Genomic DNA, 19022 nt, shown 5'->3' with positions numbered 1-19022 from the left:
GCCAAGTACCCTCTCTCGTCGCCCTCAGTTCGCTCTCAAGGCCGCGTAGATCGTTTGCCGACTCACGCCCAGTTCACGAGCCAAAGACGCCTTATTCGCGCCCTGAACGACCCTATTCTTGACCTCTTCGACCTGCTCCGGAGTGAGGGCTGGTTTGCGCCCCTTGTAGACCCCTCTCTTCTTGGCAGCCTCGATGCCTTCGCGCTGCCGTTCCTTGATCAGAGAGCGTTCGAATTGCGCGAATGCGCCCATCATCTGGAACATGAGTTTCTGCATCGGACTCTCGTCTCCGGTGAAGGTCAGATTCTCGGTGTGGAACTTGACGGTGACGCCGCGTTCGTTCAGCCCTTCCACGATGGATTGGAGGTCTTGGAGGTTCCGTGCAAGCCTGTCGATGGAATGGACATGGAGAGTGTCGCCCTCACGCAGATGCTCCAATGCCCGTTGCAGTTCTGGTCGTTCGGTGTCCTTGCCGCTGCATCTATCGATGAAGGTCTTTTGGACCTCGACGCCTTCAAGCTGCCTGCTCTCGTTTTGGTCGGTGCTGCTGACTCGGATGTATGCGAAATGTGGTTCCATTTGTTCTCCTTGTGTTGATCAAGACTCTTAGACCTTGACGAACACAGTGTCAAACAATTTGTTCGGAACCCTATTTCCACGCCGGGGATGTTGATTTCATGTACCCGGCCACCTGTCCATCAAGGGTACACTCTAGATAGACTACTCCGGCTTGATCGCTGGCGAGAACCTCTAATAAACGGCTGGCTGATATTATGAATTCCGATTGACTTGAAGGGTTGATAAGCGTCCATCCCCCCAAAGCTGCCTTTCACCCACGGAAGATGTTCTTTAATACCACTACTCAGATATGGATCATCAGTCATCTCGACCCAAATTCGACTTATGGTAAACCCCTCCCCGTAAACAGTGGACATTGAATCGGGGGAGACTTCTGTCATCGAATTACGATCGTTGGTGTCGGAAAATGTCACTAAAATGGGAGTGAGATCACCAATAAGATCATGGCGTCCATTGATAAACGGCTGGTATTTTTCCTTATGATTCACTCGATGGCCCGCCGCACGCCAAGGTAGATCATGTAGCATGTGCAATCCATAGTGATCTCCTTGGAAACTTAGAAGAGCCACAAGATTCTTCCCATCCCCAAGATCGCAATAGACGGCCTCGCCTTTGACTTTTGGCTGGCGAGAATAAGGATTGAGAGCCCACACCTTGAGGCCTGAATCCTTTAATTGCACCATGCTCGTGCAACTTTTGAGGCCCGAAGGCGTGTTTACATCCACTCCGATATAGTAGTTGTCAGTTACCGCAAAAATTATGCTCAACGGGGTAGCAATGCCGATAATTAAGAGCAAAGCTACCACCCCTGTCCATACGAAGACGGCAACAGCCCTCAGGACACCCATTAAGACAAACACCAACGACAACAACAAGGCGAGAGCATAAGCGGGAAGCCATATATATCCAGCCGCAGTGGGCATAGGTGCGATGATGAACATCCAGAGAAATATCCAGATGGGGACTGAAATGAAAAATACCGGGTGGTCTGCCACAAAGTCGAAGAGACGCTCTTTTAAGTCCAAGTATTTCTCGGTAGTGGTGTTGGCAAGAGATTTCCAAAACAATGTCGAAACTCCTTTGATATCATGTACTATACGACTTTGTACTTTTCTTGCCAACCTCTCCAAAATCTCGTCTTGGAGCCTTGACCACTGCTCCAAGTTACGGCTACAAACGCAAACAGGTTGTCGAAGAGAGCGACCTCGACAACCTGTTAAAATTGTTCTCTAAAACACCATGCGAAACAACTTCCGAAACCCCGGAGAGTACGTTTTCCTCTCCTCGCTACCACGAATGAAACGGAAGCCCGTAGAATCAAAATGATTTTACGGGCTTCCTTTTTTTGCATCCCACCATTCACGACCTGTATTCCGCCTCAAAAAAAGATACAAGAAGTGATTATATGAAAAGCCCTAGCCACGCCTTGTATAAAAAAAGCCCACAAAGAAACCTGCTCTGTGGGCTTTTCACGACCTTCAACCAGGTTAAACAGTAAACTTGGTCACCCAAAAATCATGCAGGTTACAGAAACTCGTGGCGTAGTACTCGCCCCTTTTCGTGATCTCATAGCTGGATTTAGGTTCCTTATCAGGCGAAAAGACCTGGGTCCCGACGACTTTGCCGTCCATGCCGACCACTGTATGCCGCACGATAAAATGTTTCTGGCTTTGCGGATGCATGGTTTCAACAGTGACCTTGCCGTCCATGACGTTGACCTGTGGCAGGTGCGTTTTCACCTTACCTGCCCACATCCCCGGATCATCGGCAGTATAGACCACACCAGAGGGAAATGGTCCGGTCTCAGCAGCAGCCTTACCAACACCAAGGGAAAGTCCTGCAGCCAAAGCCAAAGCCGATTTCAAAAATACACGTCTGTTGCTCATACGCTCTCTCCGTCTAAAAATGATTACTATTAGCACGATATCATGTTTATATTGCCATGCAAACCACAACATCAATGTAATTATATGACACCCCTATTTCCAAATTCGCCCCACCTCGTATCCTCTGCAAGAATCTCGCACCCTATTGTTATTTTTCTCAAACAGGTCTAACTATTACTATATATCAACAACGGGTGAATCATAATGAATAAACTACTCTTACTCGTTTCTTTTTGCCTGCTGTTATTCACGACGGCCTGCTCCAATGATGCGAACAACGTCTTTCAGGGGTATGTAGAAGGCGAATACATTCTTGTGTCCTCTCCCATCGGGGGCACACTGAGTGAGCTTTCCGTGGCCCGAGGTCAATCAGTCGTACAGGACGCCCCGCTTTTTGCCCTTGAAAGGAATTTTGAGAAAGCTGCGGTGGAAGAAGCACGACATACCCTGCAACGGGCACAAGACAACCTCGCCAACCTGCAAAAAGGTCGGCGACCATCTGAAATAGCCTCCATACAGGCCCGACTCCGACAGGCCAAGGCTTCTGCCAGACTTGCCAAAATCGAGTATGACAGACGCATAAAGCTCATAGCCGAAGAAACGATTTCACAAGAAGAACTGGACCGTACAAAAAGCGACTATGATCAAAAGAAACAGCGTGTAAGAGAAATTGATTCTGAATTGAAAACCGCCGCTTTGGGGGCTAGAAGCGACGAAATCAGTGGTGCAGAAGCAGAGATCATGCAGGCGGAAGCCAAACTTGATCAAGCCTTATGGAATTATGACCAGAAGGTTCGCACTGCACCGACATCCGCATTTGTTTTTGACACCCTCTTCAGACAAGGAGAATGGATCGGTTCCGGGCAACCTGTGGTATCTCTCCTGCCCCCGGAGAACATCGAAGTTCGTTTCTATGTTCCACAAACCCAGGTCGGGAAAATTCAGACCGGACAAGAGGCAATCGTCACATACGACGGCATGGGGCACCCTATTCGCATGACAATCACCTATGTGTCCCCGTCTGCGGAATTCACACCTCCAGTGATTTATTCCAGCCAAAGCCGGGCAAAGCTTGTCTTCATGCTCAAGGCCAAACCGACACTGGAGGATGCGCCGAACCTGCATCCGGGGCAACCGGTCGATATCACCATCCCCACACTTCTTCCCTGACTTCGGTCGCTGACGCCATGACATCCGATATCATCATAGATGTTCAGGGACTGACCAAATCGTTTGGTACGAAAACCGTGGTCGACAATCTGGACATACAAATCCGCAAGGGGGAGATTTACGGATTCCTCGGGCCGAACGGATCTGGAAAAACAACCTCCATCCGCATGCTGTGCGGACTCCTCAAACCCAACTCTGGTGCAGGGACATGCCTTGGCTACGATGTGATAAAAGATTCAGCCAGCATCAAGCCCCATGTAGGGTATATGACGCAAAAATTCAGCCTGTATGAAGATTTGACGGTCAAAGAGAACATCGCGTTCACCGCCCGCATTTTCGGCCTTGAAAACCCCTCTCGAAAAACCGATGACTGTATCGAGCGCATGGGACTCAAACCATTCGAAAATCAACTGGCCGGCAGCCTTTCCGGCGGGTGGAAACAACGACTCTCACTGGGAGTGTGCACGCTCCACTCTCCTCAGCTGCTCCTGCTGGATGAACCCACAGCAGGCGTTGATCCCGGCGCCAGGCGCGACTTCTGGGATCAGGTCCACACCCTTGCATCTCAAGGCATCACGGCATTGATCAGCACCCACTACATGGATGAAGCAGAACGCTGTCACAGACTTGCCTACATTGCATATGGAAAACTTCTCGCAACCGGAACCGTTGAAGAAATGATTCTGGAGGCAAAGCTGAACACATGGAGTGTCAGCTTGAAAGATACCAAAGCAAGCCTCCATGCCCTGTCAGAACAACTCAAGCCGCTTCCTGGCATTGATCAGGTTGTCGCCTTTGGAAACACGCTGCATGTCAGTGGCAGGGATGCAACTACGCTCGCCAACAGCATTGCTCCATTCCAACACGCACAATACAAATGGTCTCCAATCGATACCAGCCTGGAAGAGGTCTTCATTGATCTCATGCAGCAAAGCAAGGGAGATTTAGCATGAGTCTCTTCTCCTTTACTCGTTTCAGGGCCATGGTGGGCAAAGAGTTCGTGCAAATGCGAAGAGACAGGCTCACTTTCGCCATGATGATCGGTATTCCTCTCATCCAGCTTATTCTTTTTGGCTATGCCATCAACTCAGACCCACGCCAGTTGCCTACGGCAATCCTTTCCGGTGATAATTCTTCATTCTCCAGGGCCATTGTTGCCGGAATGCAGACAAGCACTTTTTTCAATATCACGCATTATCCTGACTCACGAGCGGAAGCCACCAAACTTATTCGCGAAGGGACTGTACAATTCGTGCTGACAATCCCGGAACAATTTGGGCGAGACCTTCTGCGTGGAAGCAAGCCGGTCCTTCTGTTGGAAGCTGACGCAACAGACCCAATGGCAACAGGCAACACAGCAGGATCATTCCCAGAAATTATAAGGCGAGCACTCGCAAAAGAACTAAAAGGCCCCACCGCGCATCTCAATCAGGACGCATCGCCAGTGGAGATACGCATCCACAACGACTACAACCCAGAGGCCGAGAGTCAGTACAACATCATTCCAGGACTCATGGGTGTCATACTGACCATGACGCTCGTCATGATCACTTCTCTGGCGATTACCAAGGAGTCTGAACGCGGTACCATGGAGCATCTTCTGGCAACTCCCGTCAAACCACTCGAAGTCATGCTTGGGAAGATCATTCCCTATATATTGGTTGGTTACATCCAAATCTTGCTCATTATTCTGGCGGCTGTTCTCCTCTTTGATGTGCCGATTCATGGCAGCATCACCCTGGTCTTCATCCTTTCTCTCGTTTTCATAGGGGCAACGCTGTCTGTCGGCGTCACCATTTCAACCATCGTCAGAAACCAGCTCCAAGCTGTCCAGATGTCCTTGTTCTTCTTTCTGCCTTCATTGCTGCTCTCCGGTTTCATGTTTCCATTCAGAGGGATGCCACAGTGGGCACAAGCTATCGGTTCTGTCCTTCCGCTCACGCATTACCTTCGTCTTATTCGTGGCATCCTCCTCAAGGGCAACGATCTGGGCGAGTCTATTCACCACGTTTGGCCAATCCTCGTCTTCTGGATTTTCATCATCATTATTGGCATGAAACGCTATCGCCGGACATTGGATTAGGCTCCGACTTTTCTCCCCTTTTACCACGCAGGATCCCACGTATTTTCCAGAACTTGATTGCTATTTAATCTTCGCCCAATCACCTTTCTCATGGATGACGCCCCCCTGCCACACTTGCTTCCTCTCACTGTTTTTCTCTCTGTTTGTCATGACAATCAGCGATCAAAAACCAGAACAGACCTTGCATCAATTCTAAAGAAAACCTAGAAAATCTCTAGAAAAGTCTATAAAGTGCTTGGATATAGAGATATTACCATGATTGCGCATTCGTTGCCAAAGATTGAACTCTCTTACAATCTTTTGGTTGCCAAAGGCGAAGAACTCCTTATATATGTCTTGCTACACAGTTCTTTGACATGGGGGCGCACTGGTTTCGACGGGGATAGTTGAAGCCAAGGCTGCAAGTCGAGGTTGGTCGATGGCCTCGTAAAAATCGACCACAAGATAATTGCAAACGACAATTACGACTACGCAATGGCTGCTTAATTGCAGAATTGCTACCTGACAACTTAGTTTGTCACGATTCTACTGCCGACGCCTTATAAGCGGATAGAATCGACACACTATAGGGCTAGCACCACAATTGGGTTTCTTCGGCTGTGATGTGAAATTAAAGGAGAACTAGTCTAGGGGCTGTTTGGCCCGGTGCAATCCTCTAGGCGAACCTTTATTCCGGACCTAAACTTGTAGATGCTTTCGCGGATCGTTCTCGGACGGGGGTTCGACTCCCCCCGCCTCCACCAGAGTCAATTATTGCAGACTCTTAGAAGAAAAGCCGCATCGGAAGACCCGGTTTCACACAAACTTGTGATCCAAAACGGGGTTTTCCGATGCGGCTTTCTCGTTCTCCCAGTTACCTTGTCAAACACAAGCACATCTTCTACGTACGGGTCTCCGTGCCGCAGGACTTACGCCCCAAGCTCGGCAGAACCGAATACCGTTATTCACTCCGAACAGCTTTCCTACGGGAAGCCAGGGGAAAATCCTCACGTCTCGCTACAGGCATCCTAGACCTCTTTCAGTGGATGCGTACCAAGAAGGCAATGAACATGAAGCAGGAAGAAATCCAGGCGATTGCAGACAACCACATACGCACTTTACTCAATGATCTTGAAGAAGAGTGGGCCACCTCTTCCCCCTCCTCAGAGGCGTCTATGGAGCATGATTTTGTAGGCCTTGATGAAGATTGGGAAGCCTACTGGGAAGACCTCCAGAAACGCGACTATAGGCATGTCAGGGAGACTGTGGACCAACTAATCCAGAACCATGGCTTGGACCTCGACCAGAACAATGACGCTTACAAACGCCTGTGCCGTGCCATTACACAGAGCAGCCTGGAGTTCTGTGAGATCGCCAAGAAACGCCTCCAGGGCATCTACAGAGACCGCTTTGCCCAAACTCCTCAGATCGTAGGAATATCCCATACAACGCAAGAAGAAAGCCAGGGGGAAGGCGTACCGCTCACCCAGGTCATTGACGCCTACACCCAAGAACAAACTCACGCAGGACGTTGGGAAGAGAAGAGCAAGAAGGAAAACCACGCTTGCTACCAACTCTTTCTTGAATACGCCGGGGAGGAGATCACCACAGGACAGATCACCTATCCCCTCATGCGGGACTATAAGACCGCCCTGATGGGGCTACCCCCCAACATGAAGAAAGCCAAGGCGTACCGTGACATGACCATCCATGAGTTGTTGACGATGGACATTGAGAAGACCATGTCCACAACCACAGTCAACAAATATCTCAACAGAATAGCCACCCTATTCAAGTACGCCTTGAAGAATGGCTGGATGCAGATTAACCCTGCCGAAGGTATGCAACTGCCTGAGAAACGGCGGGATGACGAACTACGTGCCACATTCACAGATGACGATCTCAAGAAGCTCTTTCACTCGGAACAGTACACCCAGGACACGCACAAGCACCCGTACCAGTTTTGGGTACTTCCCATCGCCCTCTTCACCGGGATGCGACAGAACGAGATCGCACAGCTACACCTGGATGACATTCGCCAAGACCATGACCTATGGGTATTCGACATCAACGCCAACGCACCGGACAAGCACATCAAGACGAAGAACTCCAAGCGTCTTGTCCCCATGCATCCATTCCTAGCCGAAGCTCTCAACCTCCCAGGGTATGCCCAGGTATTGCGCGACCAGGGTCAAACACGTCTCTTCCCTGAAATCAAGTGCGGACGCGACAGGTACGGCCAGACGGTTAGCAGGTGGTTCAATGGGAACGCATCAACGACCTTCGGCTACAAGGGCAAATGCGGTATTGAAAAGGCCAAGGAGGGAGAACCAAAGAAGGACTTCCACAGCTTCCGGCACACCCTCATAAATCATCTCAAGCAGAAGCTCGTAGACCCGCTCCTGCTCCATGAACTCGACGGGCACGCCCACAACAGCATGACCATGGGGAGGTATGGCAAGCAATATCGGTCACATCTCATCAATGAACACGTGGTGATGCACATCGATTTCCACAGAACCCTGGACCTCGACCACTTGTTGCACAGCCATTATGCCATAAAAAAGCATTAAATTACATAAGGATAAACCCATATCCCTGCAACATCCCCTTGGAACCAGCCCAATCGTGTATCCAGGTAGACCAGTGAAGACAGAGTATCCCTTGGCCTCTTACTGGACACTCCGTTGATGGCATGGATCACTTCTCGTAACCACCTAGAATCATTAAAAAAGCCCCCCCTAATCGAAATGCAATTTAATTCAATTATTCCAAATAAATGGAATTAGGTTGCACTACAAGGTAGGCCCCAGTGAAGCTATTTAAGGTTTTATTAGGGGTTACCTTTAGGTGTACTTGAAGAGATCATTAGCCCGTCATTAAAATTTCCATAGGCAATTGTTCTTATTGTCCTTCCCTCCAGTAATCCAACCAGCTTTATTATGGTGGAAAAATCTGAGTGACTTTACATACACTATGAATCTAATTTCCCCCCCATGCCCCCCCTTGCTTCTCATAGGGAGTAGGCATGCATCATGCTAGAATGCAGGGCTTGAGACAATCATGGGTCATTTGCATCTCGGCTACCGTTCCATTTTGATGACACTTTCGCTAGCGCAACACATACTGTTGCGTAACTAATTGTTTTTATTGACACACGTTGCGGAAAGACGCATACCATTGACTTTCCTTCCCAACCCTAAACTGGAGATCAAGTTATGCTTACTTTCACAGAACCCCGCACACTCCCATCATCAACATCCCCACACTCACCAAGGTCGTACTGACCAAGCACCAAGAGACCCTTGTACATCCAAGACCAGATCGAAGTTCTCTTGCAGAAGCAAGAACAGCTTGGTCAGGAAGTCGATGAAGCTCTCTCGCTCCGTAATGAACTGTCCCAGGCCTTGGGTAATGAGGGTGATGTCCACGATGATCTATTGTCCTTCTTGGACACTCATAGCCCCAATACACACATGCAGGAGTAGTCAGGTGAACAACACGCTCCTTCCTCCTTGCTCATCTTCTCGTACCTGTCCCACTCCATGACATACCCACTAGGGCATGACCTACAGCCTCCCAAGCTCAACGGTCATGCCCTATTTTTTCGTCCTCTCACCACTCCTGTTCCTGGTCAACCTCTGTCAGCACACTCCTGTTTGGCTTAGATCGCAGCCCCTCTCTTCTGCCCTGTCTCACAAGGTACACGTTGTGAGCATCCTGGCCGGACCTCGGCAACCCGCATTCTATCGTGTCACTAAACCTTGTAAATTAATTTATTGACACACCCTCTCACATGGTCTAGAGGTTTAGTTACAAACTGACTACATCGACCACTTACACAACGATGACCACCAGGAGGAAACCTCATGTCCAGCAACATCGGCTACATCCGAGTCAGCACCGTAGACCAGAACACAGACCGTCAGCTTGACGGCGTGGACCTCGACGAAGTCTTTGAAGAGAAGGTAAGCGCGGCTACCACGAAGAGACCGAAGCTCAAGGAGTGCCTCCGCTACGTCCGCAAGGGTGACACCCTGCACGTCCACTCCATTGACAGGCTGGCACGTAACCTTGCCGACCTCCTGTCCCTCCTGAACGAACTCACAGGCAAGGGTGTGGCGGTGAAATTCCACAAGGAGAACCTTACCTTCACCGGGGAAGAGAACAACCCCTTCCAAACTCTGCAACTCCAGATCATCGGAGCAGTCGCACAGTTTGAGCGTGAGATCATCAAGGAGAGGCAGCGCGAAGGTATCGCTAAAGCACAGGCCAAGGGGAAGCATTGCGGAAGGAAAGCCAAGCTCACGCCGGAACAGGTGGTAGAGATCAAGGGACGTATCGAGGACGGCGAGGAGAAGAAAGCCCTAGCTATTGAATATGGTGTTAGCAGACAGACACTTTATCGGGTCATTGCGAAGCATTAAGCGCAAGAACAGCTTCCACATTTAACCTCTAACGCATTCTGAAACACATCTTGGGCCAGGAACCCCAATCGAGAAACAGAACACCTTAGACGGCATCCGCTAATACCCACCCTAACTAGCCTCCTGGGTGGGCTTTGTCTTTGCGTCTTTTTGCCATGGGGTGTAATCAGTCTTTTTGGAGGTTCCCAATGAGACTGTTGAATATGCTCAAGAAAGACTTCGAGATCACACCCAAGGAAGATTACCAAACCATCCTTCCAATCGGCATTGTCGCGCTTGCAGCCATCATGCTCCTTGGAGCCATTCCAATTTGGTGGTCATCTATTAAAGGGTTCTTAGCCTACGGTTCGGATGTGGGCATTGCCAACTACGTCATAATACGAAACATGGGGCTTTTTGTTGTTGGCTTGTTCGGCCTGGGGCTTGCTGGGTGGCGCGCTAAGAGCATGTCCCGACAGGCACTCGTAGCGGAACAAGGTCATATTACAGACAGAATAATCAAAGCGACTGAAAATCTTGGAAGCAATAAAAGCCTAGTACGCATAGGTGCTATTTACACTCTATGGAGGACAGCCATTGATTCCAACCGAATGGCAGACAAAACTCACATCTTGGATGTCCTATGCGCGTTTATTCGAACACCAACAGCAGATGAACACACACCACCAGAAGGCTCACTGAGAGAGGATGTCAGAACAGCGTTAGTTCTGATCACATTGCACAGAGATGAGTTAAACCTTTCAAGTCAATATGCTCCTGATTTAGCAAATGCAGATCTCTCTGATGCCTTTATTCAAGATGCTGATCTAGAAGGAGCTGATTTGAGCCACGCGATTTTAACCAATGCCTCATTCCCGAACGGTAACTTTCGCTCAGCTTATTTCCACTCCGCCATCATGCACAATACTGGTTTCGATGGAGCAGACCTAAGCAACGCCACTTTATGCTTCGCAGACATGGAAGACGCGTATGCTGAGGAGTCAGTTTGCTTTAATACAAGATTCCTAGAAACAAATTTGGCCAAATCAACCTTTGTAGGAGCCAGCATGGAGAAAGCTTCATTCGAAGAGGCAGTATTTACTAGTGCCAATTTTCAAGACGCAGACCTACGTGGAGCCAACTTTAATTCGGCATATGTTCTCGATGTGGACATGTCAGGAGCAAAACTTAAAGGTGCTTCTTTTGAGGACGCCCTTCTGACAAACACGATAATATTTACTGATGAAGTAGAAGCATCTTCACTATCGCGGAAACAACTTAACTCAATGCTGATTAGGCACAACCTCAATAATGAGCAAGGCTAGCAAACCTTCTCTTTGCCTCTTTCCCATGGACAAAGTAAGAACGCAAACACCAAGTATTGACGTTCGTCACATGATGATTATTGATTTTGCGAACAAGCAACAAGGAGACATCATGAGTTTTGGTGATTTAGCTAACGACAAGGTCGTAGTTGTAAGACAGAATGGAGACCGCTATGAAAACGTAGCAGCCTCTGTTCAACGTGGAAAAATATTCTTTGAAGCTGACCAAGCAGTCATTGACGTTGGAGATCAAATCCACCAAACAACGCCCGCTGGAGTCACGGTCTTCATCGTAGAAGACCCTTGCTACTACAACGCGTTGGGTGGAATCCCTGCTCATTACCAATCTAGAGTGCGGCGACAAGATGCACCCGCCACAACCTCACCTATGGGTTTTGGCAACGTAACCATGGGCGACAATTCACGCGTCAACATTAACACCACTGACAACTCCACAAACATCATCAATAAAGACAGCGTGTTCAACGAGTTGCGAGAAAAGATGATCGCTGAACTTACCGACGAAGATGTTAAATCCCAGGCTCTAGCTCTCGTTGATGAGTTGGAGTCTGCCGATTCAGAAGAAGGTACCACAGGTGCGATCAGCAAACTTATGAACCTTGGTGCACAAGTAGTCACAATAGCCAGTCCGTTCCTTCCGGCTATTATGAAATTAGTCACAGGCTAATCGACACATACAATTATGCTGTTACGGCCATCTTCGTGTCATCGGAGGTGGCCTTTCTGTTGACCTGGAAGGTCATGAGAATTTAGGCACCCCTTGACCAGTCTTTCACACATAAGTAATACAAACTCAGCGGCAAATTAACATCGGGCCAAAGATGCGGTCCAACAATTCCGGGGAGTTAACCTTCACTTTGGTGGAGGCAGCCCGCTCTCCCCGCCTCCACCAGAAAAACTATCAGATTGAATCTGTAAAGATTACAAAAAGGCCCTTACTTGCAGGGCCTTTTTGGGTTTCTGAAGACCAGGATCAGGGAAGTAACGCGGTGCTTTTGCTGACGAAAAATTGCTACCGCGACTCTCCACGAACACTGTTTCGGCAACGCCGAATGTTTTTTAAAGATTGACATTTTAACATAATCTGCCGACTATTGTTTTCTTTTGATTAACAATAATAAAGGCGTTTTATGCTGAAACACACCTCCATCCCAAGCCAACGAATGCCCTGGGTCATAGGCAAATTGACAAACAATGGGAAAGCGTTGCCATTGGCAGGAGAAGCTGTCCCGGCGGGCTTCCCCTCCCCCGCCGACGAATATCTGGAACGTCCTTTGGACCTGAACGAGTATGTGGCCCCCCGCCCAGAAGCGACATTTTTCGTACGCGTGTCCGGGGACTCAATGATAGGCGCGGGGATTCATCACGATGACATCCTGGTGGTGGACCGATCTCAACAGGCCGTCCCCGGAAATATCGTTATCGCCTTTGTGGACGGGGAATTTACGGTAAAAAGGCTGATACGCGATGGAACAGAATTGGCCCTCGCTCCAGAGAATCCTGACTTCTCCACCATCCCACTGACACTGGACACAACGTTTGAAGTTTGGGGAGTGGTACGCCATGTGGTGCATAAGGTCTGAGCCATGCCCAAAGAATATGCTCTGATTGATTGCAACAATTTTTACGCGTCCTGTGAACGCGCCTTTCGCCCGGACCTTCGAGGACGTCCGCTCGTTGTTCTCTCCAACAATGACGGATGCATTATTGCCCGTTCCAACGAGGTCAAGGACCTGGGCGTCGGGATGGGTACCCCATACTTCAAATGCAAAGCCCAGCTGGAACGCCATGGCATAGCGGTCTTCTCATCCAACTATGCTCTTTATGGCGATCTCTCCGCCCGAGTCATGCGCGTGCTCACACGCTTCTGTCCTCATGTAGAAATATATTCCATCGACGAAGCTTTCGTGGACCTCTCGGGCATACCTGGCGGGGCCACGCAGTTTGCCCGGCGCCTGCGAGCCACAGTGGAGCAATGGACATCCATTCCGGTCTCTATCGGCATTGGGCCTACCAAAACCCTGGCCAAACTCACCAATAAATTTGCAAAGCAACAGCCGCGCTGCCACGGTGTTTTCAATTTAAACACCAGCCCAGACCCAGATCGGGTGCTCCGCTGGACTGAAATTGGAGATATCTGGGGTATCGGCCCCCGACATGCCAAAAGATTGCGCAAACTCGGGGTGAACAACGCATTTGACTTCCGCTCCCTGAAACAGGACTGGGTAAAAAAGAAAATGACCATTACGGGCCTGCAAACGCTTTTGGAATTACGAGGTCTCCCCTGCCACGGACTGGAGGCAGGCCCGGTTTCCAAAAAGACTATTGTCTCGTCACGTTCATTCGGTCACCCCGTGACAAGCCAGGAGCATCTGTTGGAAGCCACGGCACAATATGCCACGCGAGCCGCCGAAAAACTTCGTAAACAGCGCTCTGTCGCCTCACACATACTCGTCTTTCTCCAGACCAACAAATTCCGGTTGGGGCAACCACAATACTCCAACACTGTATCCATCCCTCTGATCGTTTCTACAGCGCACACCCCTACTCTTATCAAGGCGGCTCAAGCTGGTATGACACGCATCTATCGCGAAGGATACGCCTACAAGAAATGCGGTGTCATGCTCTCCGGGCTTGAGGCGAGCAATGGTCGTTGGCTTTCACTGCTGGATATCCCCCCGGACGCGCACAGTCGCCACACGCCCATTATGGAAGCCGTTGATGCCTGCAATGCCAGATGGGGACGGGATACAGTGAAATTTGCCGCTTCCGGTATCAATGGTTCATGGCGTATGCGCCGTGAAATGCGCTCCCCAAGGTATACCACCACCTGGGATGAGTTGTTGGGGGTGCAGACATGAAATCCATACTCTCTTCAACATCGACAACACACGCTCCGTGATAACTCAAAAAAAAAGGCGGTTTTAAAAAATCCTGTTGCTATTATCTATTCATAAGAAAAGGTATATCGGTATATTGCAACAGATATATACCCCCTGTTTGCTGTTGGTATTTAATTCGTATGGTGCCCCCGATTCTTTCTCCACAGTTCTTTCAACTCGTTGAGTTTTTCATCCGTTTCAACGACAAAATCGCTTGGCGGCACAAGAACAAAATATGGCACCCTTCCATTCAGTTGCATCTTTTCTATATACGATTTTGCAACGTTTATGCTTCGCAAGACATACTCATCCATATGTTTCTTTGTTTAGCTGGTCACATGACCAGTTCTCGTAGGCTGGCACTAGGAGTTTGTTTTCAAATAAAAAAACATCACCACCTAAAATCGGCACATGAATATCCCTTATTTCGTCAAGAACTATCAATGCTTGATTCTTCTTGAACGCCCAGTTGCTTATACCGCTAGAGTGCAAAGCAACCCCAGTGCTGAGCAGTTCAACAAGCTTCTTATTAATACCCACTAGCTACTCCTTTTCGAGATAGTAAATCTGTTATCTATTTGTATGCACCTTTCTTAGCTTATGCCGCCTCCGGCAGTGGAAAATCGCTGATAGATAACTTTTGAGATTTACGGCAGGAGGCCAATAATAGTTTTTCCCATCTGCTTCTGTCTCCCAGATCCTTACTTTGTTCTAACAGTCTAAACCAGAACAAATAATGATCCAGAGACTTGGTGGCTACACCGTTAAATCGACGCATCCACTTCTTCAGACGTGAGTGATAGCCTTTTGCCCTTTGGATATGGTAGATTCCGAACTTGCGAACCCCTTTGTTGGGGTTGATCGCAACATGCTCCAATGATTGTTTGCTCGGCATACAACTTGAAAGCCTTACTGCCACGCTTACGGGGGTTTCTGATGGTCAAATTGCGCTCGCCTTGAAGGATTCAAGGAAATAGGTTTCGTCAGTTTCGACGATGCCTGATAGCAGACTACCATCCCCCTAATCGTAGCAAAGCGTTCAGCACCTTATGGCCGCCAGTAAAAAGCTGTCGGAATGCTGATCTCAAGTGTCTTGGCGCATTGCTTCAAAGTTTTTCCTTCAAGCATCAACTGGATGTATTCCATCCAGCGATCTGTATAGTGAGTGCCAGCCATGGGCGTGCCGGTCCAATCATTGAATGTTTTCTTGCAACTATGGCAAAGATACCGTTGTCGGCCACTATACGTCCCATTGTGCTTTACCTTCTCGCCACCACAATGTGGGCAGGAGAAGCCATCAGCAAAACGTGTATCACGAATGTACTTCAAGTGGTCAGAAATGGGAAGTAAATCACCAAGCATGCGCCTGATGTAGTTAAAGAAATTCCGTTGCCCCTCAGTGTCCAGTCTTTCAAAAATCTGGATAAGCCCTGCAAAGTCATTCTGCTGCATCGCCCCCCTACAGTTAGAATGAGCCGGATGCTTAAGACTTAAGACCAGTTACGTAAAAAACAACAAAATATTTAAAAACCGCCAAAAAGAAAGGGGCCCTTGTTGTTCAAGGGCTTCTTTTGATTTTCGCAGCTATTCAATCCCGGCATGCTCAGGAAAGAATGATCTCATCCAGAGACTTGCGATTATGCTCCACCACTTCATCAGAGGCGGGATGCCCGACGGCCAACAGACCGACAATGCGCAATCCTGAGTCAATATTCAGCATCTCTTTGATTTTCTGTTCATTAAACATGCCGACCCAGCAGGTACCAAGCCCCAACTCTATGGCCCGCAGCATCATGAAGGAAATGGATATCCCCACATTCATGGCTGCCGCGCCGAATTGTGCAGATGCCGCGGCGGATGATTCCCGCTCAACATAGTCTTCGATCCCATCCATTGAGTCACCCGTAATCAAGTCGTTTTCCCTATAGTAAAACGCACTTGCCTGGGAATCTCGAACATATCCACTGGTATCGGCACAACAAACGATGATCGCCCCGGCCTGCGCGAGCCATGTCTGGGTTCTCGAGACATCCTTTGTCGCGAACAATTGCAGCATGTCCTTATCCACCACGGCCTTATAACGCCACGGTTGAGAATTCAGGCTGGAAGGTGCCAAACGGGCTGCCTGAAACAAAGCATCCAGCTGCTCGGTTGAGACAGGTTCTTCTGTAAAAGCACGAACGCTGTGACGACCGGTGATGGCATCCATGACGCCAACGTGTTCTGTATTACTCATATTGCAACTCCATTATTGTTGATTCGGATAATTTCACATCACTTCACTGCATTTTCAAACGATGCAACAAAATACCCCCTCACACCAAGCAGGTAAAGGGGGCTCCTATCAAAAATTTTCTCACAACACCTAACTGATTCGCATCAATCTACCACTTTGAACGCCCCGAAGGGATATAGAAAAATTCCACCCTTCTGTTCATCATTCTGTTCTCCTCAGATGTACTGGGAAGAATGGGTTTTGCGTTGGCATACCCGACCGCTTTCATACGACTGGCGGGTATGTCGGAATTTTCCAGTATATACCGCAGGCAGCGGGCGGCGCGGGCAGCAGAAAGATCCCAGTCATTATGGTACAAGCTGGACTGTATATGTTCACTATCTGTATGCCCACGGATTATCAGATTAAAATCAGTCCCTTCCATGGCATCAATAACCACCTGAAGACCTTGTTGAGCCGCAGACGTCAGCACAGCAGAACCTCTGGCAAACATGGCCTGATTATTCAAACGCAGCATGACGCCGGACTTGTCACTACTGACCCGAGCCATGCTGGACAAATCCTTGGCCCGAATACTCTTCGCAATCCGAACGCCTAATTCTGCAATCAGCCTATTTTCCTTTACACTCCGTCTTTCCTGAAAAGAAGTATCGGCGTACGGAGTCGAAAGCGCGCTGGAATCCTCATACTGCACACCCAACGCCTCTTGAATTGAGCCCATCATTTTTTTGAAATTGGTCACATTCGTATTGGTAAAGGAGAGAAGCAGCACAAAAAAGCACAAGAGCAACGTCACCATATCGGCAAAGGTCGCCATCCACGGTGGTATGCCTTCATCCGGCTTGGGCGGATCGGATTGAACTCCGCCGGATTGTTGTTCTACTGCTTCCTGCTCAGCCATAATAGAGACCTTTACCATGCATCGCGTTGCGGCATGTGAAGATAAAATTCAACTCGTTGATTCTTCAATCTATTTTCATCAGAATCATTGGGAACAGCAGGTCGCGTATCAGCATACCCGACGGCTTTTGCCCGGCTGATTTCTATGCCACCCTTGTTCACGATATAATCCAACGCCATGGCCGCTCTTGCCGCTGACAATTCCCAGTTCGAGGGGTATTTTTTGGAGGAAATAGGCCGGTCGTCCGTATGGCCACGGACTACTATCTTGAGCTTATAATCCTTCAAAACGTCGATCACTTTATCCAGAATATCCGTAGCTTTTCGAGCGAGTTCAGCCGACCCGGGTTCAAACATGGCAGATGAACTGGCGCTAAAGACAACACCATCCCTGTCAGCCGTGACACCGGTCCCTTCCATAAGGTCTTTGTCCTCTTCAAGCAGCGATTTGATGCGCATGACCACGCCAAGGAGCAATCGCTCGTCGCGAGAGATACTGGCAGCCATTTCCTTGGCTTTGGGACTTGTATTGAACTGAGCCATATCTTCGGAAACCGCGCGCACTTCCTTGACGCCAAAGGCTCCTTTCAACGACCCCAGGGCGTCCCGATACTTTTCTTCACTTTGTTCCGCAAAGGAAAGCAACAGGACGAAAAAACACAACAACAACGTGACCATGTCGGCAAAGGTCGCCATCCACGGCGGTAGTCCTTCATCAACAGGAGGGGCGTCAGGCGGTTTTCTCTGTACGGCTTCTTCAGCTTGATCAGCCACGACAACTCCAGGACATCATTGATTTTATGCGCTCGCCTCACGCATGGCGGGCGACAGGAATGCCTGCAACTTTTCCTTGACCACTGAGGGGTGATCTCCACGCTGCAGGGAAGAAACTCCTTCAATCATGATTTGCATAAACAGAACGTCTTCTGCAGACCGCTCTTCCAGCTTGGTTGCCATGGGGAGAAAAATACAGTTCGCCATGACCGCACCGTAGAACGTCGTCAAAAGCGCAACAGCCATGGCCGGACCAATGGAGGCCGGGTCTGAAAGATTTGACAGCATATTGACCAACCCGATCAATGTACCAATCATTCCGAATGCCGGAGCCATGGTTCCCATCCCCTTGAAAACAGCCTGCCCCTGACGATGCCTTTGCTTCATGAACTCCAACTCGATTTCCATGACATTACGCACAAGGCTCTCGCTGGATCCGTCAACCACAAGCATGACGCCCTTTTTCAGAAATGCGTCATCAATACTGACTTTTTCCAGCGCAACAAGACTCTCTTTGCGCGCAGTGTCAGCAAGGTTCCCGATAAGACGTATTATATCAAGAGGATCGTTGGATTTGAAAAGCAATGTTTTCATCCCAACTTTAATGGCATTGATCACCACTCCCATGGGAAACATGACAAAGGTAACGGCAAACGTGCCACCAATGACAACAACGACCGAGGGGATGTCGATAAAACCCGCAGCATTACCGCCCATAAAAATGGTCGTGATTACAAGGCCAAAGGCTCCAGCCAATCCTATTAAAGTTGCAATATCCATG

At 49.1% G+C, this 19022-nt stretch carries 17 protein-coding genes, 1 other RNA gene and 2 pseudogenes; 11 read left to right on the top strand and 9 right to left on the bottom strand.

Going from position 1 to position 19022, the window contains the following annotated elements:
- Positions 1 to 24 precede the first annotated feature (24 nt).
- The 3 genes from SRBAKS_RS01915 to SRBAKS_RS01905 form a co-directional block, all read right to left on the bottom strand.
- Positions 25 to 579 (bottom strand): recombinase family protein, encoded by a 555-nt coding sequence (locus tag SRBAKS_RS01915; protein WP_229593049.1) that lies wholly within the window; start codon positions 577 to 579, stop codon positions 25 to 27.
- Between the two features lie 119 nt (positions 580 to 698).
- Positions 699 to 1700, bottom strand: coding sequence for a hypothetical protein (locus SRBAKS_RS01910; protein ID WP_229593047.1), 1002 nt, complete (start codon positions 1698 to 1700; stop codon positions 699 to 701).
- Between the two features lie 366 nt (positions 1701 to 2066).
- The gene (locus tag SRBAKS_RS01905) at positions 2067 to 2465 is read right to left on the bottom strand and encodes a desulfoferrodoxin family protein (RefSeq protein ID WP_229593045.1); all 399 of its coding nucleotides are present in this window, start codon (positions 2463 to 2465) and stop codon (positions 2067 to 2069) included.
- A gap of 204 nt (positions 2466 to 2669) precedes the next feature.
- Here SRBAKS_RS01905 and SRBAKS_RS01900 point away from each other — a divergent pair, with 204 nt between their 5' ends.
- From SRBAKS_RS01900 to SRBAKS_RS01855, 11 genes and pseudogenes are all read left to right on the top strand, one after another.
- Positions 2670 to 3635, top strand: coding sequence for an HlyD family secretion protein (locus SRBAKS_RS01900; protein WP_229593043.1), 966 nt, complete (start codon positions 2670 to 2672; stop codon positions 3633 to 3635).
- A gap of 17 nt (positions 3636 to 3652) precedes the next feature.
- Positions 3653 to 4588 carry an ABC transporter ATP-binding protein gene (locus tag SRBAKS_RS01895; RefSeq protein WP_229593041.1) on the top strand — a complete coding sequence of 312 codons (936 nt, stop codon included), beginning with the start codon at positions 3653 to 3655 and terminating at the stop codon, positions 4586 to 4588.
- Positions 4585 to 5718, top strand: coding sequence for an ABC transporter permease (locus tag SRBAKS_RS01890; RefSeq protein WP_229593038.1), 1134 nt, complete (start codon positions 4585 to 4587; stop codon positions 5716 to 5718). The genes SRBAKS_RS01895 and SRBAKS_RS01890 overlap by 4 nt, the downstream gene beginning before the upstream one ends.
- Before the next feature lie 358 nt (positions 5719 to 6076).
- Positions 6077 to 6461, top strand: a transfer-messenger RNA (tmRNA) gene (gene ssrA / locus SRBAKS_RS01885).
- A gap of 87 nt (positions 6462 to 6548) precedes the next feature.
- Positions 6549 to 6737, top strand: a pseudogene (locus tag SRBAKS_RS17920) (DUF6538 domain-containing protein); the annotation flags it as partial.
- Between the two features lie 30 nt (positions 6738 to 6767).
- Positions 6768 to 8270 carry a site-specific integrase gene (locus SRBAKS_RS01880; protein WP_229593036.1) on the top strand — a complete coding sequence of 501 codons (1503 nt, stop codon included), beginning with the start codon at positions 6768 to 6770 and terminating at the stop codon, positions 8268 to 8270.
- Positions 8271 to 9566: 1296 nt separating this feature from the next.
- The gene (locus tag SRBAKS_RS01875; RefSeq protein WP_229593034.1) at positions 9567 to 10124 is read left to right on the top strand and encodes a recombinase family protein; all 558 of its coding nucleotides are present in this window, start codon (positions 9567 to 9569) and stop codon (positions 10122 to 10124) included.
- Between the two features lie 188 nt (positions 10125 to 10312).
- The gene (locus SRBAKS_RS01870) at positions 10313 to 11428 is read left to right on the top strand and encodes a pentapeptide repeat-containing protein (protein ID WP_229593032.1); all 1116 of its coding nucleotides are present in this window, start codon (positions 10313 to 10315) and stop codon (positions 11426 to 11428) included.
- The gene (locus tag SRBAKS_RS01865; protein WP_229593030.1) at positions 11415 to 12116 is read left to right on the top strand and encodes a hypothetical protein; all 702 of its coding nucleotides are present in this window, start codon (positions 11415 to 11417) and stop codon (positions 12114 to 12116) included. Before SRBAKS_RS01870 ends, SRBAKS_RS01865 begins: the two co-directional genes overlap by 14 nt.
- 463 nt (positions 12117 to 12579) lie before the next feature.
- Positions 12580 to 13032, top strand: coding sequence for a LexA family protein (locus SRBAKS_RS01860; RefSeq protein WP_229593028.1), 453 nt, complete (start codon positions 12580 to 12582; stop codon positions 13030 to 13032).
- A 3-nt stretch (positions 13033 to 13035) separates the two neighbouring features.
- Complete coding sequence (locus tag SRBAKS_RS01855) at positions 13036 to 14310, top strand: Y-family DNA polymerase (RefSeq protein ID WP_229593026.1); 1275 nt, start codon at positions 13036 to 13038, stop codon at positions 14308 to 14310.
- A 327-nt stretch (positions 14311 to 14637) separates the two neighbouring features.
- On the opposite strand, the gene imm40 is transcribed toward SRBAKS_RS01855, so the two are convergent.
- From imm40 to SRBAKS_RS01820, 6 genes and pseudogenes are all read right to left on the bottom strand, one after another.
- The gene (gene imm40, locus SRBAKS_RS01850) at positions 14638 to 14871 is read right to left on the bottom strand and encodes an Imm40 family immunity protein (RefSeq protein WP_229593023.1); all 234 of its coding nucleotides are present in this window, start codon (positions 14869 to 14871) and stop codon (positions 14638 to 14640) included.
- A gap of 58 nt (positions 14872 to 14929) precedes the next feature.
- A pseudogene (locus SRBAKS_RS17915) lies at positions 14930 to 15783 on the bottom strand (transposase-like zinc-binding domain-containing protein).
- A 151-nt stretch (positions 15784 to 15934) separates the two neighbouring features.
- A complete protein-coding gene (locus SRBAKS_RS01835; RefSeq protein WP_229593019.1) occupies positions 15935 to 16567 on the bottom strand; it encodes a nitroreductase family protein in 633 nt (210 codons plus the stop codon).
- 148 nt (positions 16568 to 16715) lie between these two features.
- A complete protein-coding gene (locus SRBAKS_RS01830) occupies positions 16716 to 17468 on the bottom strand; it encodes an OmpA/MotB family protein (protein WP_229593017.1) in 753 nt (250 codons plus the stop codon).
- Positions 17469 to 17479: 11 nt separating this feature from the next.
- Complete coding sequence (locus SRBAKS_RS01825) at positions 17480 to 18241, bottom strand: OmpA/MotB family protein (RefSeq protein ID WP_229593015.1); 762 nt, start codon at positions 18239 to 18241, stop codon at positions 17480 to 17482.
- A gap of 24 nt (positions 18242 to 18265) precedes the next feature.
- The gene (locus tag SRBAKS_RS01820; protein WP_229593013.1) at positions 18266 to 19021 is read right to left on the bottom strand and encodes a motility protein A; all 756 of its coding nucleotides are present in this window, start codon (positions 19019 to 19021) and stop codon (positions 18266 to 18268) included.
- Position 19022 lies beyond the last annotated feature (1 nt).

Source organism: Pseudodesulfovibrio sediminis, assembly GCF_020886695.1.
Taxonomy (GTDB): domain Bacteria; phylum Desulfobacterota; class Desulfovibrionia; order Desulfovibrionales; family Desulfovibrionaceae; genus Pseudodesulfovibrio; species Pseudodesulfovibrio sediminis.
Note: the sequence above shows the minus strand (reverse complement) of the source record. Positions and strands in the feature narration are given on the sequence as shown.

Bases quoted from the DNA above. Each gene is read 5' to 3' on its own strand.
- SRBAKS_RS01895 (WP_229593041.1), top strand. From the start codon at position 3,653: ATGACATCCGATATCATCATAGATGTTCAGGGACTGACCAAATCGTTT.
- SRBAKS_RS01855 (WP_229593026.1), top strand. From the start codon at position 13,036: ATGCCCAAAGAATATGCTCTGATTGATTGCAACAATTTTTACGCGTCC.
- SRBAKS_RS01875 (WP_229593034.1), top strand. From the start codon at position 9,567: ATGTCCAGCAACATCGGCTACATCCGAGTCAGCACCGTAGACCAGAAC.
- SRBAKS_RS01870 (WP_229593032.1), top strand. From the start codon at position 10,313: ATGAGACTGTTGAATATGCTCAAGAAAGACTTCGAGATCACACCCAAG.
- SRBAKS_RS01905 (WP_229593045.1), bottom strand. From the start codon at position 2,465: ATGAGCAACAGACGTGTATTTTTGAAATCGGCTTTGGCTTTGGCTGCA.
- SRBAKS_RS01860 (WP_229593028.1), top strand. From the start codon at position 12,580: ATGCTGAAACACACCTCCATCCCAAGCCAACGAATGCCCTGGGTCATA.
- SRBAKS_RS01915 (WP_229593049.1), bottom strand. From the start codon at position 579: ATGGAACCACATTTCGCATACATCCGAGTCAGCAGCACCGACCAAAAC.
- SRBAKS_RS01890 (WP_229593038.1), top strand. From the start codon at position 4,585: ATGAGTCTCTTCTCCTTTACTCGTTTCAGGGCCATGGTGGGCAAAGAG.
- SRBAKS_RS01820 (WP_229593013.1), bottom strand. From the start codon at position 19,021: ATGGATATTGCAACTTTAATAGGATTGGCTGGAGCCTTTGGCCTTGTA.
- SRBAKS_RS01830 (WP_229593017.1), bottom strand. From the start codon at position 17,468: ATGGCTGAGCAGGAAGCAGTAGAACAACAATCCGGCGGAGTTCAATCC.
- SRBAKS_RS01880 (WP_229593036.1), top strand. From the start codon at position 6,768: ATGAAGCAGGAAGAAATCCAGGCGATTGCAGACAACCACATACGCACT.
- SRBAKS_RS01865 (WP_229593030.1), top strand. From the start codon at position 11,415: ATGAGCAAGGCTAGCAAACCTTCTCTTTGCCTCTTTCCCATGGACAAA.
- SRBAKS_RS01835 (WP_229593019.1), bottom strand. From the start codon at position 16,567: ATGAGTAATACAGAACACGTTGGCGTCATGGATGCCATCACCGGTCGT.
- SRBAKS_RS01900 (WP_229593043.1), top strand. From the start codon at position 2,670: ATGAATAAACTACTCTTACTCGTTTCTTTTTGCCTGCTGTTATTCACG.